At 27.3% G+C, this 25,051-nt stretch carries 20 protein-coding genes; 8 read left to right on the top strand and 12 right to left on the bottom strand.

Annotation, left to right across the window (positions count from 1 at the left end; all coding sequences use genetic code 4):
* Positions 1–46: 46 nt before the first annotated feature.
* From rsmG to fba, 10 genes are all read right to left on the bottom strand, one after another.
* Positions 47–748, bottom strand: a complete 702-nt coding sequence (gene rsmG / locus NPX79_RS01650) for a 16S rRNA (guanine(527)-N(7))-methyltransferase RsmG (protein WP_381415387.1) — start codon at positions 746–748, stop codon at positions 47–49.
* Positions 732–1,379 (bottom strand): HNH endonuclease signature motif containing protein, encoded by a 648-nt coding sequence (locus NPX79_RS01655; RefSeq protein ID WP_381415388.1) that lies wholly within the window; start codon positions 1,377–1,379, stop codon positions 732–734. The genes rsmG and NPX79_RS01655 overlap by 17 nt, the downstream gene beginning before the upstream one ends.
* Positions 1,380–1,419: 40 nt before the next feature.
* Entirely contained in the window at positions 1,420–2,013 is a 594-nt protein-coding gene (gene nusG, locus NPX79_RS01660) for a transcription termination/antitermination protein NusG (RefSeq protein ID WP_381415389.1), read from the bottom strand.
* Between the two features lie 215 nt (positions 2,014–2,228).
* The gene (locus NPX79_RS01665) at positions 2,229–2,405 is read right to left on the bottom strand and encodes a hypothetical protein (RefSeq protein WP_381415390.1); all 177 of its coding nucleotides are present in this window, start codon (positions 2,403–2,405) and stop codon (positions 2,229–2,231) included.
* The gene (rpmG, locus tag NPX79_RS01670) at positions 2,405–2,554 is read right to left on the bottom strand and encodes a 50S ribosomal protein L33 (RefSeq protein ID WP_381415391.1); all 150 of its coding nucleotides are present in this window, start codon (positions 2,552–2,554) and stop codon (positions 2,405–2,407) included. Before rpmG ends, NPX79_RS01665 begins: the two co-directional genes overlap by 1 nt.
* A gap of 90 nt (positions 2,555–2,644) precedes the next feature.
* Positions 2,645–6,397, bottom strand: a complete 3,753-nt coding sequence (gene rpoC / locus NPX79_RS01675; protein ID WP_381415392.1) for a DNA-directed RNA polymerase subunit beta' — start codon at positions 6,395–6,397, stop codon at positions 2,645–2,647.
* A 27-nt stretch (positions 6,398–6,424) separates the two neighbouring features.
* Positions 6,425–10,231, bottom strand: a complete 3,807-nt coding sequence (locus NPX79_RS01680; RefSeq protein ID WP_381415475.1) for a DNA-directed RNA polymerase subunit beta — start codon at positions 10,229–10,231, stop codon at positions 6,425–6,427.
* A gap of 145 nt (positions 10,232–10,376) precedes the next feature.
* A complete protein-coding gene (locus NPX79_RS01685; protein WP_381415393.1) occupies positions 10,377–10,529 on the bottom strand; it encodes a hypothetical protein in 153 nt (50 codons plus the stop codon).
* Positions 10,530–10,532: 3 nt separating this feature from the next.
* A complete protein-coding gene (locus NPX79_RS01690; RefSeq protein ID WP_381415394.1) occupies positions 10,533–13,136 on the bottom strand; it encodes a hypothetical protein in 2,604 nt (867 codons plus the stop codon).
* A 1,192-nt stretch (positions 13,137–14,328) separates the two neighbouring features.
* Entirely contained in the window at positions 14,329–15,213 is an 885-nt protein-coding gene (gene fba, locus NPX79_RS01695; RefSeq protein ID WP_381415395.1) for a class II fructose-1,6-bisphosphate aldolase, read from the bottom strand.
* A gap of 138 nt (positions 15,214–15,351) precedes the next feature.
* On the opposite strand from fba, the gene NPX79_RS01700 reads away from it, so the two are divergent.
* The 6 genes from NPX79_RS01700 to mutM all read left to right on the top strand — a co-directional run bounded on the left by NPX79_RS01700 (position 15,352) and on the right by mutM (position 20,855).
* The gene (locus tag NPX79_RS01700; RefSeq protein ID WP_381415396.1) at positions 15,352–15,696 is read left to right on the top strand and encodes a toprim domain-containing protein; all 345 of its coding nucleotides are present in this window, start codon (positions 15,352–15,354) and stop codon (positions 15,694–15,696) included.
* 31 nt (positions 15,697–15,727) lie between these two features.
* A complete protein-coding gene (locus NPX79_RS01705) occupies positions 15,728–15,877 on the top strand; it encodes a DUF4093 domain-containing protein (protein WP_381415476.1) in 150 nt (49 codons plus the stop codon).
* Positions 15,867–16,664, top strand: coding sequence for a 16S rRNA (adenine(1518)-N(6)/adenine(1519)-N(6))-dimethyltransferase RsmA (rsmA, locus tag NPX79_RS01710; protein ID WP_381415397.1), 798 nt, complete (start codon positions 15,867–15,869; stop codon positions 16,662–16,664). Before NPX79_RS01705 ends, rsmA begins: the two co-directional genes overlap by 11 nt.
* A complete protein-coding gene (locus NPX79_RS01715; protein WP_381415398.1) occupies positions 16,651–17,067 on the top strand; it encodes a hypothetical protein in 417 nt (138 codons plus the stop codon). The genes rsmA and NPX79_RS01715 overlap by 14 nt, the downstream gene beginning before the upstream one ends.
* Before the next feature lie 330 nt (positions 17,068–17,397).
* Positions 17,398–20,016 (top strand): DNA polymerase I, encoded by a 2,619-nt coding sequence (polA, locus tag NPX79_RS01720; RefSeq protein ID WP_381415399.1) that lies wholly within the window; start codon positions 17,398–17,400, stop codon positions 20,014–20,016.
* Positions 20,017–20,024: 8 nt separating this feature from the next.
* Positions 20,025–20,855, top strand: a complete 831-nt coding sequence (mutM, locus tag NPX79_RS01725; protein ID WP_381415400.1) for a DNA-formamidopyrimidine glycosylase — start codon at positions 20,025–20,027, stop codon at positions 20,853–20,855.
* A 671-nt stretch (positions 20,856–21,526) separates the two neighbouring features.
* Here mutM and NPX79_RS01730 read toward each other — a convergent pair.
* Positions 21,527–21,661 (bottom strand): hypothetical protein, encoded by a 135-nt coding sequence (locus tag NPX79_RS01730; RefSeq protein ID WP_381415401.1) that lies wholly within the window; start codon positions 21,659–21,661, stop codon positions 21,527–21,529.
* 259 nt (positions 21,662–21,920) lie between these two features.
* On the opposite strand from NPX79_RS01730, the gene NPX79_RS01735 reads away from it, so the two are divergent.
* Positions 21,921–22,241, top strand: coding sequence for a hypothetical protein (locus NPX79_RS01735; protein ID WP_381415402.1), 321 nt, complete (start codon positions 21,921–21,923; stop codon positions 22,239–22,241).
* 38 nt (positions 22,242–22,279) lie between these two features.
* Here the strand turns inward: NPX79_RS01735 and NPX79_RS01740 are convergent, their stop codons facing one another.
* On the bottom strand, positions 22,280–23,803 hold the full coding sequence (locus NPX79_RS01740; protein WP_381415403.1) for an ABC-F family ATP-binding cassette domain-containing protein: 1,524 nt from the start codon (positions 23,801–23,803) through the stop codon (positions 22,280–22,282).
* A gap of 215 nt (positions 23,804–24,018) precedes the next feature.
* Between NPX79_RS01740 and NPX79_RS01745 the strand changes: the two genes are divergently transcribed.
* Complete coding sequence (locus NPX79_RS01745; protein ID WP_381415404.1) at positions 24,019–25,023, top strand: rod shape-determining protein; 1,005 nt, start codon at positions 24,019–24,021, stop codon at positions 25,021–25,023.
* Positions 25,024–25,051 lie beyond the last annotated feature (28 nt).

A 25,051-nucleotide genomic window follows, 5' to 3' on the forward strand; every position in this document is an offset into this window, starting at 1 on the left:
TCAAGTAAATTATATCAAATTATAAAATATTTACTTGATAGATATTTTAGAGCGGTTGTTTTTTTATTTTATTATAACTACGAGGATATATATTTGGTGTTTGTTTCATTTTTTTAAAAATCATGAAGGCTCTTACTCCAAAATCTTGCTCATTTTCTAAAAATGTATCGATATGTCTTAAAAATAAATGCTGAATTGCACCTTTAGATAAAGATAGCTCTTCTTCATGTTTTTGTGATTTATAAGCAATAATATCACCTTTTATCTTTAAGTATCTTGTTGAAAGTTCTAAAATAACTGGCAGTGTACTAACAGCTCTCGATAACACGCAATCATAAACTTCTGTTTGTTTTGTGGCAAATACTTCTGCTCTTTCATTTACAATTTTTACAAAACTTAAATCAAGCAAAACGATTAATTCATCAAGAAAATTACATCTTTTTAATAAAGATTCTACAATAGTAACCTTTAAACTAGGAACTAATATTTTTAAAACAATCGATGGAAAACCAGCACCAGCACCAATATCTAAAATATTTTTATCATTTAAATCATAGTATTTAATTAATAAAGCACAATCTAAAAAATGCTTGTTTAAAACATCTTCTCACTTAGTAATTGCTGTTAAATTTATTTCTTGATTTTTTTTAACTAAAAATTCATAGTAAGTAATAAATTGTTTAATTTGAGTTTCACTTAAATCAATTTCTAAATTTTGCAAGAAAAGATCTTTAATCTGGTTCTTCATTGTTTTCCTTTAAATATTTTGCTAAGTTTTTTATACGATATATTCTTTCTCCATTTGGTAAAAGACCAATTCTTTTTTTATTTTCAGCAATTCACTTTAATTGAAAGTAACGAATTTTCTTTTCGTGTAATATTTTTAATATTTCAATTCAGTTATATCTTTTGTCATTGTAAACTCAATGTCTTTCTTCATGAGCTTTTATCAAATCTTTATTGTAAAAGCTATTAGGGTTTGATCACGTTCTAATTTGGCGAACATTATTTTCCCTTTTAGACACAATTTCTAAATTACTTGCTCTGTTGTCTCGTGGATTATTATTAACATGATCAATTGTCATGTTTTTGGGAATTTCACCAATAAATGTTTCGACCATAATTTTGTGAAATGGAAATGACTTTGTTTTGCCATCAATTTTTTTGCGCAAAATATAGTAATTTGAAGCCTTTGGCTTTTTTAACTCTTTTTTATGTTTAGAATCAAAATAACGAACTTCACCTTCAGAACTTAATTCTAAATGCATAAAATCAGGGTGTCTTTTTCAAACAACCTTATCTGAAGTTGGTTCATACTTGATAATAAATGGTTTCTTTTTAAAACTCTTTGGTTTGTTATTTTTTTGTGTATTTTCCATAATAATTCCTAAAATCTAAAAACTTTTGCAAGTGCAAAAGTTAGTGTGATTGACAAGCAGAAAATTCAACTTCAGCCGGTGTTAAACGACCAAACATTTCTACATTTACTGTCGCCAATCCTTTTGTTGTATCTATACTTACAACTTTACCGTCTTTTCCAGCTAGTGGTCCATCAATTAATGTAACAACATCGCCAACTTTAAAGTGTGCAACATAAACTTTTTTCTCTTTTTTCTCAGTATTTTTGTTAATGTTTAATGCTTTCCCTAACATTCTTTCAACTTCTTTATCAGTTAATGGAAATGGTTTTGTACCTTTTCCAGAAGAACCAATAAATCCAGTTACACCTGTTGTGTTTCTTACAACATATCAAGCGTCATCATGCATTTTCATGTTGATGAAAATATAACCAGGATAAACATTTTTTTCACGTGGTTTTTGACCTTTTTTAACAACGATTTTTTCTTTAACGACACGAATATCAAAAACTTTATCTGTTAAATTTAAAGATTCAACTCTTTGTTTTAAATCTTCTAAAACGCGATCCTCTTGCCCAGAGTAACTGTTGATAACATATCATTTACCTTTTTTATTATTTGGTGTTATGTTTAATTCATTATTTATAGTGTTCATTTTTATACCTTTCATAATTAAAAAATTATTATTACATTATTTTTAATGCTCGCAAGAGATTGAATAATCCTAAATCTAATGCGAAATAGAATAAAGCAAAAGCTGCTACAAAACATAGCACAATTAAGAACTTTTTACCTAAGTTATTTTTAGGCGATCACTTAATTCTTCTAATTTCTTTTGAAAATTTTATTGGAAATTCTTTAAAAGCTAGTTTAATATTTCTTTTTTCACGCGGTTTTTTTTTCTGTAACTTTAACACGTGCAAAACGAGATTTTTTGCCTTCAGCAATTCTATCCCCATCAAAAATTTCGGGATTAACTGCTTTAACATTTATTGGTTTTGCTTTTGCTTGCTTTTTCAATTTTTTTTCAGCTTTATCTTTGCCCATTATCTTGTTTCCTTATAAATTGTGTGTTTGTTACATTTTGCACAAAACTTTTTTATTTGAAATCTTTCATTTGCTAGTTTATTACTTTTGTATATAGAATGACTTTTTGATAAACATTCTGTACAAACTATTAAAATTTTTTGTGCCATATTTTCACCTTACAATTATATTTATTATACCAAAATATATTTAGTTATTTAATAAGTTAATATAAAAAAGCTCTTGTGAGCTTTCTTTTTTTAGTATTCGTTGATTTTAGCATCAATTCCTTCTTGGATAATATCTCTTGGATCTCTTAACCCTGTTCCTGCTGGAATTAAGTTACCAATCATAATATTTTCTTTTAATCCTTCTAATCTATCTGTTTTCCCTTTAACAATAGCTTTTACTAAAACTCTTGTTGTATCTTGGAAAGATGCAGATGATAAGAATGATTCTGATTCTAATGGTGCTTTTTTAATACCAAATAATACATGTTTTGCAATTGGTGGTTTTTGCTGTTCTAAAATAGCTTTTTTAGTAACTGCTTTATATTTCTTAATAGAAACAATTTCACCTTGTAACAACTCAGTATCACCTGAATCAATGATTTTTACTTTGTTTAACATTTGTTTTACAATAATTTCAATATGCTTATCAGAAATTTCAATCCCTTGTAAACGATAAACGTTTTGTACTTCTTTAATTATATAGTTTTGAACATCTTCAATTTTTGCAATATCTAATAAATCTTTAATATTAATTGAACCTTCAGTTAATTTTTGCCCACGAACAACACGGTCTCCAACTTTTACAGTTAATGCCGCATTATGTTGTGAGCGATATTTCTTCTCATCATTTTTAGAAGCAACAGTTATATGATAAACTCCCGATTCTTCAATAATTTCAGAAACTTCTCCGTCAATAACAGAAATAATTGCTGTAGCTCCTTTTGGAGTCGTTACGTCTAACAACTCTTTAATTCTTGGAAGCCCTTGAGTGATGTCAACACCACCAGCAACCCCTCCTGTATGGAAAGTACGCATTGTCAACTGTGTTCCTGGTTCCCCAATTGATTGAGCTGCGATAACACCAACAGCTTCTCCAACTTTAACTGGTTCTCCAGTTGCAAGGTTTTTACCATAACATTTTTGACAAATACCTTTTGCAGATTCACAAGTTAATACTGAACGAATTGATATTCTTTCAATTCCTGAATTTGCAATAATTTTTGCATCATCTTCTGTTAATAATTTTTCTTTACTAATAGTTAAACTATCATTAATTTCTAAATCAGATAATAAGAATCTACCAACAAGACGATCTTGAATTGGAACAATAATGTTACCATGACGATCATCTACGATGTTGAAAATTCAGAACCCTTTACGAGTTTTACAATCATCTTCTGTTACTATAACTTCTTGAGAAACATCAACAAGTCTTCTTGTTAAATAACCAGAGTCAGCTGTTTTAAGCGCAACATCGGCCATCCCTTTTCTCGCCCCATGGGTTGAAATAAAGAACTCAGAAACTGTTAATCCTTCACGGAAAGAAGATTTAATTGGTAATTCAATAATATCCCCTTTAGGGTTATTCATAAGTCCACGCATACCTACTAATTGGGTAAAGTTGGACACATTACTACGCGCTCCAGAATCTGTCATCATAAAGATAGAGTTTTTTGGATCTTCTTTAATAATTTCTTCTAATTGTGTTTGAATATTATCTTTTACTTTTGTTCAAACATCAACAACTTTTCGTTTTTTCTCACGTAAAGTTAGTAACCCTTCGTTATAAAATTCATTAATTTCATGGACACGGTTGTCTGCTGCTTCAAAAGATTCTTTTTTCTGATCAAATACTTTAACATCACCAGCTGAAATTGTAACTCCAGATTTTCCAGAGAACTTAAATCCAACATTTTTCATGTTATCAAGCATTTCAGCTGTTTTATTAGCTCCAAATAACTTAAAGTAACGATCAATGATTGATGATAAGTCTTTTTTTCTAAATGGTAAATTAATATCTAATGTTTCAATATATTCTTGAATGTTTGTATCGAAACTAACTAAAAATTTATCTTTAATTTCAAAATTTGAACTTTGAATTGGTTCATTTAAATATGGGAAATTTTCTTTAAAAATTTGGTTAAAGATAATTTTTCCTGGAGTTGTGATTAATAATTTATTTTCAAATCCATTTGGTAAATTTTTGTTAATTAAAGCTGATGCTTTAATTGCAATAATTGCATGTAAAGCAACACTATTTGTTTCATAAGCAATAACAGCTTCGTTAATGCTTCCAAAAATAGTTCCTTGACCTTTAAGTCCTTTTTCTTCATAAGTTAAGTAATAGTTTCCTAAAACCATATCTTGTGTCGGTGTAACTATTGGTCGTCCATCTTTAGGACCTAGAATATTTCTACTTCCTAACATTAAACTTCTAGCTTCAGCAACAGCTTCTCTAGTAATTGGTACGTGAACAGCCATTTGGTCTCCATCAAAATCGGCATTAAATGCTGTTGTTACCAATGGGTGTAATCTAATAGCTTTACCTTTAATTAAAACAGGTTCAAAAGCTTGAATTCCTAAACGGTGTAATGTTGGCGCTCTATTTAAAAGTACTGGACGGTCTTTAATAACCTCTTCTAATACTTCTCACACTACATCTTCTCGCTCTGAAATCATTTTTTCAGCAACTTTAATGTTTGTTGCAATATCTAATTTAATTAAACGTTGAATAATAAATGGTTTAAATAAAATAATTGCCATATTACGTGGTAATCCACATTGATACATTTTTAAGTCTGGTCCAATTGCAATAACTGAACGCCCAGAGTAATCTACCCTTTTTCCTAGTAAGTTTTGTCTAAAACGTCCTTGTTTTCCTTTTAAAATACTTGTTAAAGATTTTAAAGGACGTTTATCTTTACCAGTAACTGGTCTTACTTTACGTTCATTATCCATTAAAGCATCAACAGCTTCTTGTAACATTCTTTTTTCGTTGTTAACAATAACACTTGGTGCTCCCATGGCTTTAACTTTACGTAAACGTTCATTTCTAATGATAATACGACGATATAAATCATTAATTTCTGAAGTTGTAAATCTTCCACCATCCAATTGAATAATTGGTCTTATGTCTGGGGGAATTACAGGAATTGCATCCAAAATCATTCATTCTGCTTTGCTTCCAGATTTTAATAATGAATCTAAAACTTCTAGTCTTTTAATTAATTTTGTTTGTTCTGTTTGTGTTTTTTTAACTCTTAAATCTTCTTTTACTTGATCGATTTCTTTTTGTAAATCTAATCCTTGTAATAAAGTTTTAATTGCTGCAGCACCAATTCCAAATTCAGCATTTGTATAACGATTAATGAATTGTGCACATTCATCCATTGAAAATGGAATTGAGTTATCACTTAATTCTTCAATAATATTTTCACCGATTTCATATGTTGCTTCATTTTTGTCACGATCAATTGTTGCCAAAATTTCTTTAACAGTTTTAATTAATTTTGTACGTGTTTGTACTGAAGTTTTAGCATTACCTAAATCTAAAACCATTTTTTTCTTTAGTTGTGTTGCTGTTCCTGGATCTAAAACGATGTAAGAAACAAAGTAAGCAACTTCATCTAATTCTTTTGATTTCATATCTAGTAATGTTGCAATTCTTGAAGGAGTCGCTTTTAACATTCAAATATGTGTTACCGGTTCTTCTAACTCGATGTGACCCATTCTTTGTCTTCTAACGATTGCTTCTGTGATTTCAACTCCACATTTTTCACAAGTTTTACCTTTGTTTTTAGATTTTTTATATTTACCACAAGCACATTCGAAATTTTTAGTCGGTCCAAAAATTCTTTCATCGAAAAGTCCTTCTTTTTCTGGTTTTAAAGTTTTATAGTTTATTGTTTCTGGCTTTTTAACTTCCCCACGAGATCATGAGCGAATAGTTTCTGGGTCAGCTAAACCAATTTTTATCATTCTTTTTTGTTTGTCTAAAATCATNNTATTAACCCCTTTTATTTTACAAAATTAAAAATCTTCTTCTGAAATTTCTTTGTTTATATCAACACCTTCAGCTCAATCTTCTTTGCTTTCGTTTTCTTCACGTTCTAACAAGTCTAATTGTTCATAGTATTCTTCATTATCATCGTATGAGTCAATAGTTTTAATGTTTCCATCTTTATCAACTGTATTAATAGCAAATCCAAGACCTTGTATTTCTCTTGTTAAAACATTGAATGATTCTGGAACACCTGGTTCTGGAATCCTTTTATCTTTAACAATTGCTTCATATGCTCTTGTTCTTCCTTTAATATCATCAGATTTAATAGTTAAGATTTCTCTCAGAATATGAGCAGCTCCATAAGCTTCTAAGGCTCAAACTTCCATTTCTCCAAATCTTTGTCCACCATTTTGTGCTTTACCACCTAATGGTTGTTGTGTAATTAATGAGTATGGTCCAACATTTCTTGCATGTAATTTATCATCAACCATGTGAGAAAGTTTTAGCATATACATAACTCCAACAGAAATTAGGTTATCAAAAGCTTCACCTGTTTTACCATCGATTAGTTTTTCTTTACCAAAGTTTTTCATGTTGGCTTGATCCATGATTTCAATTAATTCATCATTTGTCATTCCATCAAAAACTGGTGTTGCAACTTTTAAACCAAGTTTTTTAGCAGCCATCCCTAAGTGGATTTCTAAAACTTGCCCAATGTTCATCCTTGAAGGTACCCCAAGTGGGTTTAACATAATATCAACTGGAGTTCCATCTTCTAGGTGAGGCATATCAGCTAAAGGTAATATTTTTGAAATAACACCTTTGTTACCATGACGCCCAGCCATTTTATCTCCTTCTTGAATTTTACGTTTTTGAACAACATAAATTTTAATAATTTCAATAACATCTGCTGCCAATTCATATTTATCACGAGAAAATCTTTTAATAGATTGAACAATTCCTTCACCACCATTTGGTGCTCTTAATGAACTATCTTTAACATTTTTTGATTTTTCTCCAAAGATTGATTGTAATAAACGATCTTCTGGTGACAATTGGATTTGTCCTTTTGGTGTTACTTTACCAACTAAGATATCCCCAGGTTTTACTTCTGTTCCAATAATAACTAGTCCATCTTCATCTAAGAATTTTCTAGCATTCTCTGAAATATTTGGTATTTCACGAGTTATTTCTTCCGCCCCTTGTTTAGTTTGTCTTCTTTCAATTGTATATTCTTCAATATGAATTGATGTAAAGACATCTTCAACAACTAATCTTTCAGATACAATAATCGCATCCTCATAGTTGTAACCATTTCAAGTACTAAATGCTACTGTAACATTTTGCCCTAAAGCTAATTCTCCTTTTTCAATTGAAGGACCATCAGCTATAATTTGACCTTTTTTAAGAGTGTCACCTTTTTTAACTAATGGAGTATGTAAAAGAGATGTTCCTTGATTACTTCTTTCAAAAGTATCTAGTGTATATGTTTTAATACCATCTTTTGTTTCAACTTCAATTTTTTTAGAATCAACATAGTTAACAACTCCAGTATCTTCAGCAATAATAGCTAACCCAGAATCTCTAGCAGCTACATGTTCAATCCCAGTTCCAACATATGGTGAATCTGGTCTAATTAAAGGAATTGCTTGACGTTGCATGTTGGCACCCATTAAGGCACGGTTGGCATCATCATTTTCTAAAAATGGAATACAACTTGTAGCCACAGAAACAATTTGTTTTGGTGACACATCAATATAATCAACTTGTGATCGATCAACAATAATATTATCTCCTTGGAAACGTGCAATAACTTCGTCTTCTTTAATTGAACGATCATCATTTAAAGCAATGTTTGCCTGAGCTATAACATAATCTTTTTCTTCATCTGCTGTTAAATATTCATTTTCTTCTGAAATTTTACAATCTTTTACAACACGATATGGAGTTGTAATAAATCCATACTTATTGATTTTTGCATATGTTGCTAAGTTATTAATTAAACCAATATTTGGTCCTTCTGGTGTTTCAATTGGACAAATTCTTCCATAGTGAGAGTAGTGAACGTCACGAACTTCTAATCCAGCACGTTCTCTTGTTAACCCACCTGGTCCCAAAGCTGTTAAACGACGTTTGTTTGTCAACTCTGATAAAGGATTTGTTTGGTCCATAAATTGTGATAATTGAGATAAGTTGAAAAACTCACCAATTACAGATGATAAAGGTTTGTTGTTAATTAAATTAGATGGTTTCATTTTGAAAATATTTGAAGTAGAAATTTTTTCTTTAACGTTTTTTTCAATACGTAACATTCCAATTCTAAATTGGTTTTGTAAAAGCTCTCCAACAGTTCTTACACGACGGTTTCCTAAGTGATCAATATCATCAACTTCCCCAATATCATGTCTTAAGTTTAGTAAATATGAAAAAGTTGCAACAATATCTGGTACAGTCACAAAAGTTTCTTTTCCATTTGGGTCAATCCCAATTATTGAAATTACTTTTTCACGACGATCACTTTCAGCATAAACATTAATTTTTTGAATTACGTTTGTTCCTGGAATTTCTTCGTCAAATTTAATTGTTGTTTGCATTGCTCCATTACGAAGTGCTTTTCTAATTACTTTTAATTCATTTTTAGTAATTAAAGTTTCCGCAGGGAATAAAACATTTCCGTTTTCATCTAAAAAGTCTTGAGCAATAACTCTTTTTAGTAATCTTTTTTCAATTGATAATTTTTGAATCAATTTAAAACGACCAGCTCTTGTTAAATCATGTTTTCTTGGATCAAATAAAAGTCCATATAAAAACTTAACCGCTCCATCTGGTGTAGCTGTTTCTCCCGAACGAATTTTTTTATAAATTTCTTGTGCTGCACTTTTCTTTTTATCTTCAATATTTTCGAATGGTGAACCATCAAAATCGTATGTATTTTGAATGTAGTTATTGTTTTCATATAAATCTAAAACAACATCTTGCTCTAAACCAAATGCATCAAATAAATGATTAACAGCTATTTTTCTTGATTTATCAATTTTTACAAAAAATACGTTTCTTAAAACATCTTCTTTTTCTTTCTTAATTTTTTTTAATTCTGATTCAAATTCTAATCATGTTCCACGAGAAGGAATTAAATCAACATAGTAAACAACTTCTCCGTTTTTTATATTAATATCTTTTTTAAAGTATGTTCCAGGAGAACGAACAAGTTGTGATACTACAACTTTTTCTGAACCATTAACAATAAATGTTCCTTTTTGAGTCATTAAAGGGAAATCACCGAAAAACACTTCCCCTGTTCTTTCAATTGAAAAGTCCACAATAATTTCATCTTCATTTGAACTTTTTATAATTACAAGGCAAGTTGCTTTGTGTTCACCATTATCAATAGTAAAGTTAAGCATATTATCTTTTTGTTTTTCAAGTGTAATATCATGACCAACATTTTCCTTAATGTGTTCTTTGATATAAATAAAGTCATCTCAATCAGCATTACTTTCGTAATCTTTTCTAATAACAGAGTCTTGTGTATTAATTGATAACTTTAAATTAGCATAAATTGGTGCTTCAAAAATTTTACCTTGCTCTTTAGCACGATAAACGCTTCTACGCTCTTTTTTAAAGCTTCAATCTAACATTTGTAAATGAATTTTTCCTTCACCGTCTGAAACCGGAAAAATTTCTCCGAAAATTTCATTAATTCCTTCATTTAAAAATCATTTAAAATTTTCTGTTTGTACTTCAATTAAATTTGGTAGTTCTAAGTCACCACTAACTTTGGTATAGTCTAATCTTTTAGCAAATTCACCGAACGATTTTTGTTTTCTCATTAATTACCCCTTAATAGTTTGATTTTTTACATAATAAACGCTTTTATATTATAAACATTAATTATATCTATTGTCAATACTTTGTTCATAAATTGTTATTATAACAAAAATAAAAATAAAAACTTTTGTTTTTATTTTTATTTTTTATTTATTTGTGTTTTTCGCAAACAAATATGTCATCTAAAGATCCACTAGCCATTGCTTGTCTAGCTTTGTTAACTAATATTGGATTTGCTGGTGTGCCTTTTTTTTCTAGTTCTTGTAAACATTTAAAGCATCTAATATCAAAATCTTGTTTCATAATTTAAACTCTTTTCTTTTGGTGTTCACAAATATCACAACCTTTTAAATATGGTGTTTTAACTTTTGTAAACTTTTCAACGTTATGTTCCGCAATATGGTTAGCAATTCTATGGCTTAGAATTAAACTATCTTGCTCTTGATAATTTTCATAATTATGTTTTTCGTTGTTATGGTTTGTTTCAACTACATGTTTTGTTCTTTTGATATGGTTTGTTTTTCTACTTTGTTGATTTAATTGTTCTTTAATTGATGATATTTCTTCTACTTTTAAACTTATAGTGTGCATGTTAGATTTTAAATCTAAAATAGCTTCTTCAAAATTATTGTGTTGTGAAAAAATTTCTTTTTCATTATTTTTTATACTTTGAATTTCTCCACCAAGTGAGTTTACATCAGCACTTACTGTATCAATTTTTGTGTTAATTTTTTCTATTAAATCACCATTGCTTTTTAATAGTTTATTTCCAAAATTATTTAAAACTGCTTCAAAATCAAAGTTGCTTTCTTTAACATTGTTAATAGTGTGTGTTGTATTTATAGTATTAGCATTTTCATCAATTGATGTTGTTGTTTTATTGTTTTCTACGTTGTTGTTTAATATTTGTGTTTCGTTGTTTGTTACATTTGTAATTGTTTTGTTTAATAGTGTTGTTTCATTTTTACTTATATTTGTTTCATTGTTATTTGATATTATTGTTTCGTTGTTTGTTACATTATTGTTAAATGTTTGTTGTTCATTTTCATCTTCATAAATAACTTTTACTTCTTTATCTAATTGGTTATTTTCATTAATTTCTCTGATTAAATCTCTTTGTTCAATTAGATCATTTTTAACTTTTGTTCTAAAAGGTTTTGATGATGGGAAATCGCTTTTACTACGATTGTTTTTAAAGATATTATCTTTATTTAAAATTTCAATAACTCCATCTTCATCGGCGTTATTTTCAATAATGTCATCTTCAAGTTTAAAATTGTCATTTGATTTTTTAATACTCATATTGATATTACCTTCATCTTGTATTTGTTTATTATTATCGTTTGTTTTTTCTTCAATAACTTCGTGTTTAATATTATCATTAATTGAACTATCTTCAAAAAATACAGTCATATTTTTAGTTTCAGGAACTACATTGTCTACAGTTTTTTTAATTTCATCAAAATTAAGATTGGTTTCTGATTGATCACTAATATATGATTTTTCAATTTTAAGTTCTTTTTCTTCAAGTTCAATTCTTCTTTGATTGTTTTTATTAATTAAACGACGTTTTTCCTCATTGTTTATTAATGCTAAAACTTTTGGTTTGTTAAAGTTTTGCTCCATAACAATTTTGTTAGCTTTTTTAGCTAAAATATTATATTTAAATATAATTTTGTTAAGTTCATTATTTGAAATAACATTTTTTGAATATATTGTTGAATGTAAGCATGTTGCTTTTTGGTGTAAAAAACCTCATTGTTCTAACTTTTGAATTGTATTATCATTTTCTTTATTTAATTCTAAAGATGTTGTTTGTGACTCTTCTTTTACATTTGTTAATGCTTTTTCTGTTACTGCACTGTCATTTTCAACTAAAATGAATTTATCAATATTATTATTTGAAATAACATTTGTGTTACTTTCTATTGTTTGAGTTTCAACTTCTTCAATAACTTCTTCTGGTTCTTCAACTTTTAAAACTTCTGAAACAGATTTAGACTTATTGAAAGTGTCTTCTTCTTCTTGTATTTGTTCATTCATATTTTGAATATCTAAACTTAAAGCACTTTGCTTAGTTATTAAATTTTCATTTATTTCGTTGTTGAAAACATTTTCTTCTGAAACATCTTGTTTTTCTTCTTCAAAACTTGAATTTATTGCAGGCGCACTCATGTTAATTTGTAAATCAGTTTGTTTTTCTTCACTAAAGAAATCATCGTACTCATTACTTGTTTTAGCTTCAGAAAACTTGATTTTTTTTCTTAATTTATCTTTTGCTTTCTTTAATACTAGTTTTCTATCCAAAACTTTATCTAAATTATCATTAGCCTGTGGCAACGCCATTGGTTTTTGAATGTTTGGTAATTTTATTTGTTTTGGAGTTTTTTCTTTTTTAACCTTAGGTTTTTTAATTTTCATAGTTTTTTCTTTAGATTTTTTAGTTTTTCCAAGACTTTTGTAAACTCTTTCGCTAATTTCTAAAGCTATTAATAAAAATCCTATAGCTCCTGTTAATGGACCAATTAAACTAGACCCGGCTGCAATTTGTAACCCAATTATAAATACCAATAATATTTTGATATAAATATTTAAATATAAATTACTATCATTACCTTTTTTAAATAATAATCTCAAATAAGTTATACTGAATCCTATCATTCCTAACGGGATAGCAATAATAGCTGCAGTATAAACAAACCCTCAAATAGGTCCTGACGTTAAAATAGCATATTGTTCTGGCCCTCAAAATGTTCAAGAAGCTTCTCTTAAAATTTCAAAAAGAGCTGTTGGTAAACTAATCTCTAAAACATATATTAAAAGTAATGACCCCAAGAAAATTTGAAATAACGCTAATAAAATTATTAAAGATAATGAAAAGGTAAATAACCCTAAATGTGTTTTTTTCATATAAGTACCTCTATCTTGATCTTCTTATTTTATTGCGCGCTTGATCAGAAATACGCAAATCACCCATTTTTTCTTCTTCTTTTTCGTTATTCATTAAACTTACTTTTTCAGAAGTTTTAAGATTACGGTTTATATTTACGTTTCTTAAAATACGGTCTGTATTTGACATATAATAACGTGATTTTTGTGGAAATGCTGAAGGCACATCTTCAAAACTTTTATCATCATAGTTGTCTTGATATTCAATCTCATTTACAATTCCATTGTTTTTATTAGGTTCTTGATTGTATTGAGTGCTTTGTGTAATTTGATTTACGTTATTAGCACTTAAAATATAATCAAAGTTATATAGTTCGTTATTTGCACTAAGTGTAAATTTGTTAAAGTAGTTTATAAAGATTGTTTCTTTAACTTCAAATAGAACATTAAAATTGTTTAAATCTTTAAAAATAATTTTTAATAGTTTATATAAGTCATAAGCATATTCAAAATTGTTTGAACTAATTTCATTTATAACAATTAAGAAATCTTCTTTTATTTCATAAGCTTGTGTTATTTCTTTAAACTCTTTGGCGATGTATTCTAATGGATCATCAAATTCTAAATCGTTTAAAATAATATCAGCTTTTTGGTTGTCTAATTCTTTGCTATTTTTTAACAAGTTTGAGAATAATTTAACTCTGTCTCACAAGATTTTTTTNNTGTCTTTTGCTGAAACAACAGTTAATCCTTTAATAATTTTTTTCATAGCAAATAAGAAAGACTCTCCATACATAGATAGTTTGTTGATTGAAAGCTCAATATTGAATTTAGCAATAATACTATAATTTAAATCTTTAATTATAGTATTTGAAAAATCAGGTAAAAAAACTATACAAAATCTGTTTTCTTTATATTTACTAATAAGTTTTTTCACAACTCCAAATTCATCAAATAAATCTACATCTTCCACTAAGTTAGAAATGTCATTGTTGTAACTTTTTGTTGAGATATTTTTTGTTAAGTCTTTTTCCATTAATTTAATTTTGTCGTAAGTATTCGTTTTCATATTCTCTCCTATACAATCTAATTATACCATATTTTTTTAAAAAATTGCTTGTAATTAATTTGCCATAGTGTTATTATATTATGATTTTTTTTTCTAATATTTACATAGAGTTTATAAGGAGTTTTGACATAAAAAAAGAAAAGCCTAAGCTTTTCCTTTTGAACCGAATCATGTTGTTAATTCATTAAATGTATCTTTAATTGCTACAAAACCTGGGTTAAGTAGTTTTCTAGGATCAAATCCTTTACCGTTTTCAGGTAAATCTTTTTTAGCTTCAATATATTTTCTTGTTGCACTAGCAAAAGCTAATTGTAATTCTGTATTAACATTAATTTTACTAATTCCTAATGTAATAGCTTTTTTAACTTGGTCTTGTGGTATTCCACTTCCGCCATGTAAAACTAAACCTTTGTTTGCTGCAGTATTAATGTTTTTTAAAACATCAAAGTTTAAACTTTTTCAGTTTTCTGGGTATTGTCCATGGATATTTCCGATACCAGCTGCTAAAAAGTCAATTCCTAAAGCAACAATTTCTTTAGCTTCTTTTGGATCTCCGAATTCACCGTTACCGATTACTCCATCTTCTTCTCCACCAATTGAACCAATTTCAGCTTCAACAGAAACATTGTGTTTCTTAGCATATGCTACAACTTCTTTTGTTTTTACTATGTTGTCTTCAAAACTTAAATGACTTCCGTCAAACATTACTGATGAAAAACCAGCATCAATAGCGTTCTTACAGCTTTCCACACTTTGTCCGTGATCTAAATGTAATACAACAGGAATTGTAATTTTTAAATCTTCTAATAATCCATTAATCATTCCTGCCACAGTTTTAAATCCACCCATGTATTTATTCGCACCTTCAGAAACTCCTAAAATAAGTGGTGTGTTTGAAGCTTGACCTGCTTCTAAAAGAGCTTTAGCTCATTCTAAATTATTAATATTGAAATGCCCTACAGCATATTTACCTTTATATGCTTTCGCAATAATTTCTTTAGCATTTACTAATTGTTTATGATATTTCATCCTAATAATCTCCTTATGTTAATTTTCTACCTTTATTTTAACTACTTTTAAATAAAATAAAAGGAATCTATATAAAAGACTTTTTATAATTATTAAAAAACTTATAATTATATTGATAAATGAAATGAGAAATAAAATATGAAAACTATTGTAATTGTTGAGGGAAGTTCTGATACAAATAAATTACGAACTATATGACCAGACATTGTTACTGTTGAAACATCAGGGCATGGGCTTAGTCAAAAAATAATTAATTTAATTGTATTATTGTCTAAAACGCACAAAATGATTGTTTTTACAGATCCAGATAAACCAGGATTAGATATTAGAAAGAAAATTAATGAAATTTTATCTAATAATTGTTTTAATGTTTTTTTACCCCAAAGACCTTTAAATCACAAAGGAAAATGAGGTGTTGCAGAAGCACCCGCAAAAGAAATAATGGCAGCATTTAAGGAACAAAAAAAAATTTTCCTCAGCTAATAGCAGTTTAAGTTTACAAGACTACTTATCAATAGTTGAAACAAAAAATATTCGAGAAACAATTTGTGAAAAATTAAATATTAATTTTTTTAATAATAAAACATTATTTAAGGTTTTAAACTCTTTAAACTATAATAAAGATAGTTTATTAAAACTTTTAAAGGAAGATAATGAAATTTAAAGCAAAGAAAAAGTTTGGACAAAATTTTTTAATAGATAATAATATAATAAATAAAATTATAGAAGCAACAACAAATAATGGTGTTGATAACATTATTGAGGTTGGCCCTGGTTTAGGAGCTTTAACTAAATACCTTTTAGATAAAAACTTATATGCGTATGAAATAGACACAGAAGCTTATGATTACTTATTAAAAAACTTTCCCGAAAAAAGTAAAAACATATTAAACAAAGATTTCCTGGAAGTTGATATTGTTGATGATACTCATAAATTCTTTGGCAATGAACCATTTAATGTAGTTTCCAATGTTCCCTATTATATAACTTCTCCTATAATATTTAAATTTCTTGAAAGTGATTTAAAAAATCTTAAAACAATGACATTTATGGTGCAAAAAGAAGTTGGCGATCGAATAATAGCAAAGCCTAACAATAAACAGTATGGTAATTTAAGTGTTATTTGTCAATTTTTTTGTGACATAGAAAAAGTTACTAATGTTAGTCGAAATTGCTTTAGACCAGCCCCTGACGTTGATAGTATTGTTATAAAAATGACTATGAATAAGAAGTTTGATGTAAAAGATGTAAAAAATTTACAAAAATTTGTTAGAGGCTGTTTTGCAATGAAAAGAAAGACTTTATACAATAATTTAAGAAGTTTTGGAATTCAACAAGAAAAAATTAAAGATATGTTCGCAGCTTTAAATATCAATCCACAAATTAGAGGAGAACAACTTGAATTAGATTATTTTTGAAAAATATATAGGTTTTTTTATGAAAATAATTAGCAACGGAAAAATAAATTTGTATATTAAGTTATATAAAAAAACAAAAAATAATATTCATGATTTAAAAACGCTAATTATCCCCTACTATGATGCTTTTGACACAATTGAAATTATTAAAAATGAAAATTTTGAATATTGTTCAAACAATAATGATTTGTTAAATAATAGCACTGTGCTTGATGCAATAAAGTTATTTCGTGATACATTTACAGATTTAGATTGAAATATTAGGTTGTTTTTAAATAAACAACAACCAATTGGTTCTGGTTTGGGGTTATCTGCAAGTAATAGTGTTTTTACAATTAAACTTTTATGTCAATATTTTAATATAGATTATTATAGTAAAAAAGTTTTAAAGATAATTAATCAACTAGGAAATGATGCTTTGTTTTTTTTACTATAATAAACCAGCAATTGTTTATAAATTTGGAAAAAAAAATAAAGTTTATTAAAAAAAGAAAGTTAAATAAATATATTCCAAAAAATTATAAAGTAATTACACCAAAAATAAGTTCTAACACAAAAGATGTTTTTATAAATATAGTTTCAAACAATTTATATTATAAAAATTCTTTTAACTATTTAACGAAATATAATTTTAATGATTTGCAACACTCTGCTATTTCTATAAACCAAAAATTAAAAACAATATATAATGAATATAATAAAATATATAGATACACCATGATTATTGGAAGCGGAAGTTCATTATTGTGTTGAAATTAGGAGTTTAATGAAAAAAATATTGTTAGTTGATGGTAATGCGTTAATTTTTAGAGCTTACTTTGCAACAGCTTATAGTAATAATAGTATTCAATTAAAAACGAAAGATGGTATTCCAACAAATGCTGTTTTTTCTTTTGCTAAAATGTTAAAAAACTTAATTCATAGTAGTGAATACTACAATGTTATTGTTGCATTTGATAAAGGTAAAAAAACATTTAGACACGAGAAGCTTGAATCTTATAAAGCCGGAAGAAGTAAAACTCCAGATGATTTGATTCAACAATTTAAAATTGTTAGAGAATTTTTAGATGCTGCAAATATTGTCTATTATGAAAAAGATAATTATGAAGCTGACGACATTATCGCTGTATTAACACAAAAATTAAAGGCAGAATATCATATTGATATTTTATCGAGCGATAAAGATCTGTTCCAATTAATAGACAAAAACGTACATGTTTTAACATCAAAGTCTGGAACTTCAAATTTAATAGTTTATGACATCGAGACTTTAAAAGAAAATATGGAAATAACACCAGAACAAGTAGTTGACTATAAGGGATTAAGTGGTGATCCCTCTGATAACCTTCCAGGTGTTCGTGGGATTGGGCCAAAAACAGCTAAGACTCTTTTGGCAAAGTATGGGCATTTAGATAATATCTATGAAAATATTGAAGAAATTTCTAAGTCTCAAAAAGAAAAGCTTTTAACATATAAAGATGATGCTTATTTATCAAAAGAAATGGCAGTTTTAAACTATGATTTTGACATTAGTGATTATCAAGAACAAACAGAACTTGTAGTTAATTATGAGGGTTTAAATGACTTTTATGAAAAATACGAGATGGCATCTTTAATGAGTGGGACTGTTAAAAAAACGGCGGAAGTTAAGTATCAAATAATTGATAAATGAACTTTGGATATGAATCATGATAGTGCAATATATCTACAAACATTAGATGAAAATTATCATAAAAGTGAAATCATTGGATTTGGAATTTCAAACAGTTCTGGTAATTATTATTATGATTTTAGTGTGGCTAAAAATGATATTTTATTTAAAGAATTTTTAGCATCTACAAAATTTCAAAAAAGTGTTTTTGATTTAAAAAAAATCATTTGCGCCTTAAATAGATACGAAATAAAAGTAGAAAATATAGCATATGATATGATGCTTGCTTCATATATTTTTAACGAAAAAACAAACAATGATATTCAATCTTATATTTCTAGTTTTTTAAAGGTAAATATTTTAGAAGACGAAGAAGTATTTGGAAAAGGTGTTAAAAAAACAAGTGATGTTGAGAAGGAAAAAATAGCTAAACTTTTAACAAACAAAAGTTACTATATGTTTAATTTAAAAGATAAAATAATAAACTTGTTAATTCAAAGTAATCAACATGACTTGTATGAAAACTTAGAAATGCCTGTAGCATTTGCTTTAACAAGCATGGAAATAAATGGAATTTTTGTGGATAGAAAAGAACTAACAAAACAGCAAAAAGAAACCGTTATAAAAGTAGAACAAATTGCTGAAGAAATTCAAAAAATAGCTAAGAACAAAATAAATCCTAATTCTCCAAAACAAATACAAGAACTACTATACGATGAGCTAAATTTAAAAACAAGTGATGAAAAGGTCAATAAAAAAAGATCAACATCTGTTGATGTATTAGAGTTTATGAAAAAGTATCAAGAACACCCTGTTATTGATTTAATTTTAGAATATAGAAAATTTAATAAGATTCTTACTAGTTTTTTAAATGTTTTTGAAAGTAGTGTTCATGAAGATAATAAGATTCATACAATTTATCGTCAAGCAGATACAACAACCGGGAGAATATCTTCAAAAGATCCTAATATGCAGGTTGTAGGTTCAAAAGGTCCTGAACAAAGGAAAATGCGTAAAATTTTTACAACTTCAACCAAAGATTCAGTTTTATTATCTTTTGATTATTCTCAAATAGAACTAAGGGTTTTAGCTCATTTTTCACAAGATGAAAATCTGATTGAGGCTTTCGCTAATAATCAAGATGTGCACATTCAAACAGCTTCTAAAATATTTGATGTAGATATTAAGGATGTCGATGAAAATATGCGTAGAAATGCAAAAACAATCAATTTTGCAATTATTTATGGAATGGATGATTGAACATTATCAAATGTGCTTAATATAACTGTGAAAAGTGCTAAAGCATTTAAAGAAAGTTATTTTGAACGCTTTAGTGGTGTTAAAACCTTTATTGAAAAAATGCAATTATTTGCAGAAGAAAACGGTTATGTTAAAACCTTATTTGAAAGGAAAAGATATATCCCAGAAATGAAATCTAATAATCATCATTTAAGAAGTTTTGGTAAAAGAGCGGCTGTAAACTCTCCAATACAAGGGACTGCTGCTGATATTATTAAATTTGCCATTAAAAACGTAGATTTTAATTTAAAAGAATTTATGCCAAGTGCTAAAATAATAGCTCAAATACATGATGAGCTTATCTTTGAAGTACCAAAAGATTTGGAAGAAAAAGCTATTGAAATTATTAAAGATGGAATGGAGAAAGCCGTTGTACTTGATGTGCCCTTATCTGTTTCATATAAAAGTGGTTTAAATTGATTAGAAATTAAATAAGGAGAACTATGCCAGAATTACCAGAAGTTGAGACGGTTTGTCGTACATTAAGAAAGTTTGTAATAAATAAGAAAATTACAGATTTGTTTATTTATTACAATAAAATAATAAAACAACCACATATTGAAGAATTTAAATCAATATTATTGAATAAAACAATACAAAATGTTTCTAGACGTGGAAAATACATTCTTTTTGATTTGGATGATTATGTATTAATAAGTCATTTAAGGATGGAAGGAAAATGATTTTATAATAATAAAAAAGACCCCTATGATCCTAAACATGTTTTATTTGTTTTAGAACTTGATCAAGATTTTGAACTAAGATATCATGACACAAGACGCTTTGGAACATTAGACTTAGTAAAAAAAGAAGAATTGTTTACGATTAGACCTTTAAGTAACTTAGGATTAGAACCTTTTAATGAAAATTTTACAGCAGATTACTTAGAAGAAAAATGAAAAAATCGTAATAAGGCAATAAAAACGCTGTTATTGGAACAAAATGTAGTTACCGGAATTGGAAATATATACGTAAACGAAATATTATTTTTATCTAAGATATATCCAGAAAGAAATGTAAAAAATATAACAAGAAATGACTTAGAAAACATAGTAAAACACACAAAAGAAGTTCTACAAAAATCAATTGATGTTGGAGGAACAACTATTTCATCATTTCATTCTGGTAATATTGATGGTAAATTTCAAAACTATTTATATGTTCATGGAAAAGCAAAGCAACCATGCGCTGTTTGCTCGACAATTATAGAAAAAACTGTTGTTGGTGGTCGTGGAACTTATTATTGTCCTGAATGCCAAAAAAGTAACTTATAGATGTTTTTTTGAGCATTGAGATAAAACGTCTGATATAATGTTGCATTGTTTTTCTTTTTTTTCATAACAATTACAATATATATTTTTTGTCATTGCTTTAAAAATTTCAACAGCTTTTTCGTCGTAGTTATTTTTGTCCCCATTTAAAAATCTGCAGAAAGACGAAACTGCACCAACTATAAAATCAGCGTATCTTATTAATGGTTTTTGAGATGATATATGTTCATTTACTTTTAAATTATCTGTTTTTAATTTTGCTTTTAAATATTTTTCAATGCCTTTGTTTTCTGAATTCTTGTCTTTATTGCTTGTTTTTGTAATACCTGTTCTTTGATCAATAGATATTTTAATTTCTATATCCTCACCTATATTTTTATCAACTTTTTTTTAAAGTTTCTTCTAACAAAATAAAAACCATTTTATTATAGATTGAATTTAAGTTTTTTTTTACTACTTTCTTTATATTTCTTTAAATTTAAAATAACAAAAATATTTTCTTGCTGATGATTTTTTAAATTTTTAAATAAAAAATTCTTTATTATTATGATTTAGACATTTAAATTTTAGCTCTGTATTATATCTCTTTTTTCTATGTAATTCTGAAAAATTATTGATATTTTTACTTTTAATATTATAGTCTAAAATAGCTTTTTCAGTTTTTTTTTATATTTCTATGTATCTTGTTTTCCACACTTTTCATATCTGCTTTGTCTTTTGTAATTATAAAAAAAGCCTCCAACAACAAAAAAAGTCGATGTATCTCCACCACTTTCATCCAGAAAAAAATTAACATATGTTTTGCCCATAAAATAACCTTACAATAAAAAAGGGAAGAAACTTCCCTTTAGCGACAAAAAGTCCGTACTTAAAATTACGGTTAAGATTTCTACTAGATTGTCGTCTTACTTTATTAAGTATAACAGGATTGATGAAAAATGCAAATAAAATAATTTTCTTATTAATTTGCCTTAAAATTTATTAAAAAGTATAAATATTTTTCAATTTTAATATATGGTATAATTATTTTTAGTTACAGCAGATGAATTATAGGCCGGTGAGGAAAATATGTTTAAAAAATCAGAAAAAATAATTAATAAAAAAGCTATTATACAAACAGATATATTAATGTCTTTATTAATATTATCGGGTGTTTTACTATCTATTGCATATTTAACAGTGGTTGGTTTACAAGGAAAATTTGATGTATTAAGTATAGGTCTTTTTGTAAGAGTTTCTCTTATATTTCCGGCTATAATTTTAAATTTAGTTAAATTGTTTTCTAACAAAAAAAGTAAAACTTTAAAAAATATAACTATCTTTTGATCAGTTATATCAGGATTTTTCATTATTTCAGCTTTGGTGGAATTATTTAAAAAATCTAAATAAATATTTTAAATAAAAAAACAACGATTTCGTTGTTTTTTTTATTTTAATTCAAGAATTTTTTGTGCTCAATTAGTTGAGAAGTTAATATCATGGGTTGTCATAATAACAGTTCCTTCAAAAGCTTCAATAGCTTCTAAAAGTGCTTCTTTTGCTAAAACATCAATGTTATTTGTTGGCTCATCAAGCAATAAAAGCCCACAAGGTTGTACATTTAAATTGGCTAACCTAACTTTTGTTTGTTCTCCCCCAGATAATGTAGTCATTGGTTGAGACATTAATTTACCTTTAATAGCAAATTTAGCTAATAATGATCTAGCTTCATTATCTCCTAAATTAGGGTTGTGAGATCTAATGTAACTAACAGCTGAAATTGGTTCTATTTTTTCTAATTGTTTAAAGTACATAATAGAAACACCTTCGCCAATTTCAAAGTTTCCTCCAAGTTTATCTAAAGCTCCAGAAATTGTGTTTAAAAATGTAGTTTTACCAACTCCATTTTTACCACTAATTAACATTTTTTCACCATCTCTGATTTTAATGTTTAGTTTTTCAACAAGTCTTTTGTCATACCCTATTTCTAAATCATTACAATTTAAAATAATTGTTGAAGCTGGCCTTTTATATTTAAAAGCAAAGTTGGGTTTTTGCAATTCTTTTCGGTCCTCTAATTTGTCCATTTTTGTTAATTGTTTAGCACGAGATTGCGCACTTTTAGCAGTACTTGCTCTTGCTGAATTTTTAGCAATATATGTTTCTAATTTTTTAATTTGTTGTTTTTGTTGTTTTACTTGTCGATCATAATTTTCATTCATTACTTCTTCGTATTCAACAAATTCATCATAGTTCCCTACAAATCTAATTAAATTTGTGTTTTTTAAAGAATAAATAATGTTACATGTCTTGTTTATAAAATCAATATCATGTGAAACCAAAATATATGTAATATTTGAATTCTTTAAAAAATCTGACAATCAATTTACTTGAGAAATATCTAAAAAGTTTGTTGGTTCATCCAAAATTAAGAAATCTTTTTTAGTTAAAAGCAATTTGGCTAAAATAATTTTAGCTTTTTGCCCTCCAGATAGATCATCAATTTTTAAATCTAACTTATCAAGACCAATGCCAAGTCCATTAACTAATTGACCAACTTTTTTTTCGATTGAATCAAAATCTTGGGCATCCAACATATCTTGAATACTTAATGCTCTTAAAAGTTTTTTCTCGCTATATTCCGCTTCCATATCTGCGTATATTTTTGTCATTTCAGCTTCTAATTCATATAAATCTGCATAAGCTTCCTTTAAGAACTTTCCTACTATAATATCTTTATCAATAACTAAGTGTTGATCTAAATATCCGTATTTAATTCTTTCATGCATGTCTATAATCCCGTTGTCGGGAGCTATTTTTCCAGAAATAATGTTTAAAAGTGTTGTTTTACCAGCTCCATTCGGACCTAATAAAGCTATTTTTTCTCCTGGATTTATTTTTAATTCAATGCCAGAATATAATTTTTTACCAGCTATTGAGTATTCAATGTTTTTTAAATGTGCTAAACTCATAAGTTCCTTTCTCAAAATATAGTGTTACAATATAAAAGGTCAAAAGTTTATTTAAAAAATAAACAGTTTGACGTTTTAAAAGTAAAATTTTATTTTTGTAACAATAAATTATAAAAATAGTAATAATAAAAAATTTTTATATCTATTAACTTTACTATCATACCATATTAATTTTAATGATATAATCACAATAAAGAAAGGTTTTTTCAATAAGAATGGCAAGAAAAAATAAAGAAACTAAATACTTAGCTATGGACTTTGGTACAAGTAAAACCATTGCCTATGTTTCTGGTTTGGGGGTAATTTTTAATGGGCCCTCTGTTTTAGCGTACGATAATAGCAAAAAAAAGATAATTGCCGTTGGTGAAGAAGCCTTAAATATGATGGATAAAACACCACCACATATTTCAATTTTAGAACCATTACAAAATGGAGCAATAACAGATCGTGGATTAGCAGAAGCTTATTTAAAAAGAGTCTTTGAAAGCGTGGAAATAAAAGATGTTTGAAAAGATGCAAATGTTGTTATTTCATCAGCTTCAAATATTTCTGTTTTAGAAAAACAAGCTTTTGAAAAGATGTTCATTAATTTGGGAGTTAAAACAATTAGAATAGTTCCTTCTGCTTTAATGGCAGCTTTGGGTTCTGGAATGAAAATATTAGAACCTAAAGGTCATTTATTATTGGAATTAGGGGCTGGCCTTATTAGTTGTTCAATTATTTCAAACAATAATGTTTTAGTTAATAAAGTATATAAAAAAGCTGGTAATTTTTTTAATGAAGAAATTGAAAAATACATTAGAGCAAAATATTCTTTAGAAATTGGAAGAAATACAGCAGAACAAATTAAAAAAGAGTTTGGTGGATTTGCAGCTAAAAGTAATCGTAAGTTAAAAATTTCCGGTCGTAGTCTATTGGGTGGCGGACCTAAAAACGAACTTATTGATTCTAATGAAATAAAAAATATTGTTGTTGGATTGTTTAGACCTGTTTTAAATTTATTAATGGAAGTCTTAGAACAAACACCACCAGAATTAACAGGTGATATTTTAGATGAAGGTATTACAATTACCGGTGGTTCTTCAGCCTTTCAAGGGTTAAAAGAATACTTAAGTAATAACTTTCAAATTACTGTTAACAAATTTTCAAATATCAAAACATCAGTAATTGATGGTTTAATAAAATATGAAGAAATATATGAAAATGACTTGCTTGACTAGTCATTTTTTTATTTATTGTTACCATTTT

Source organism: Spiroplasma endosymbiont of Anurida maritima (assembly GCF_042465095.1).
In the GTDB taxonomy this organism is placed as follows: Bacteria; Bacillota_I; Bacilli_A; order Mycoplasmatales; family Mycoplasmataceae.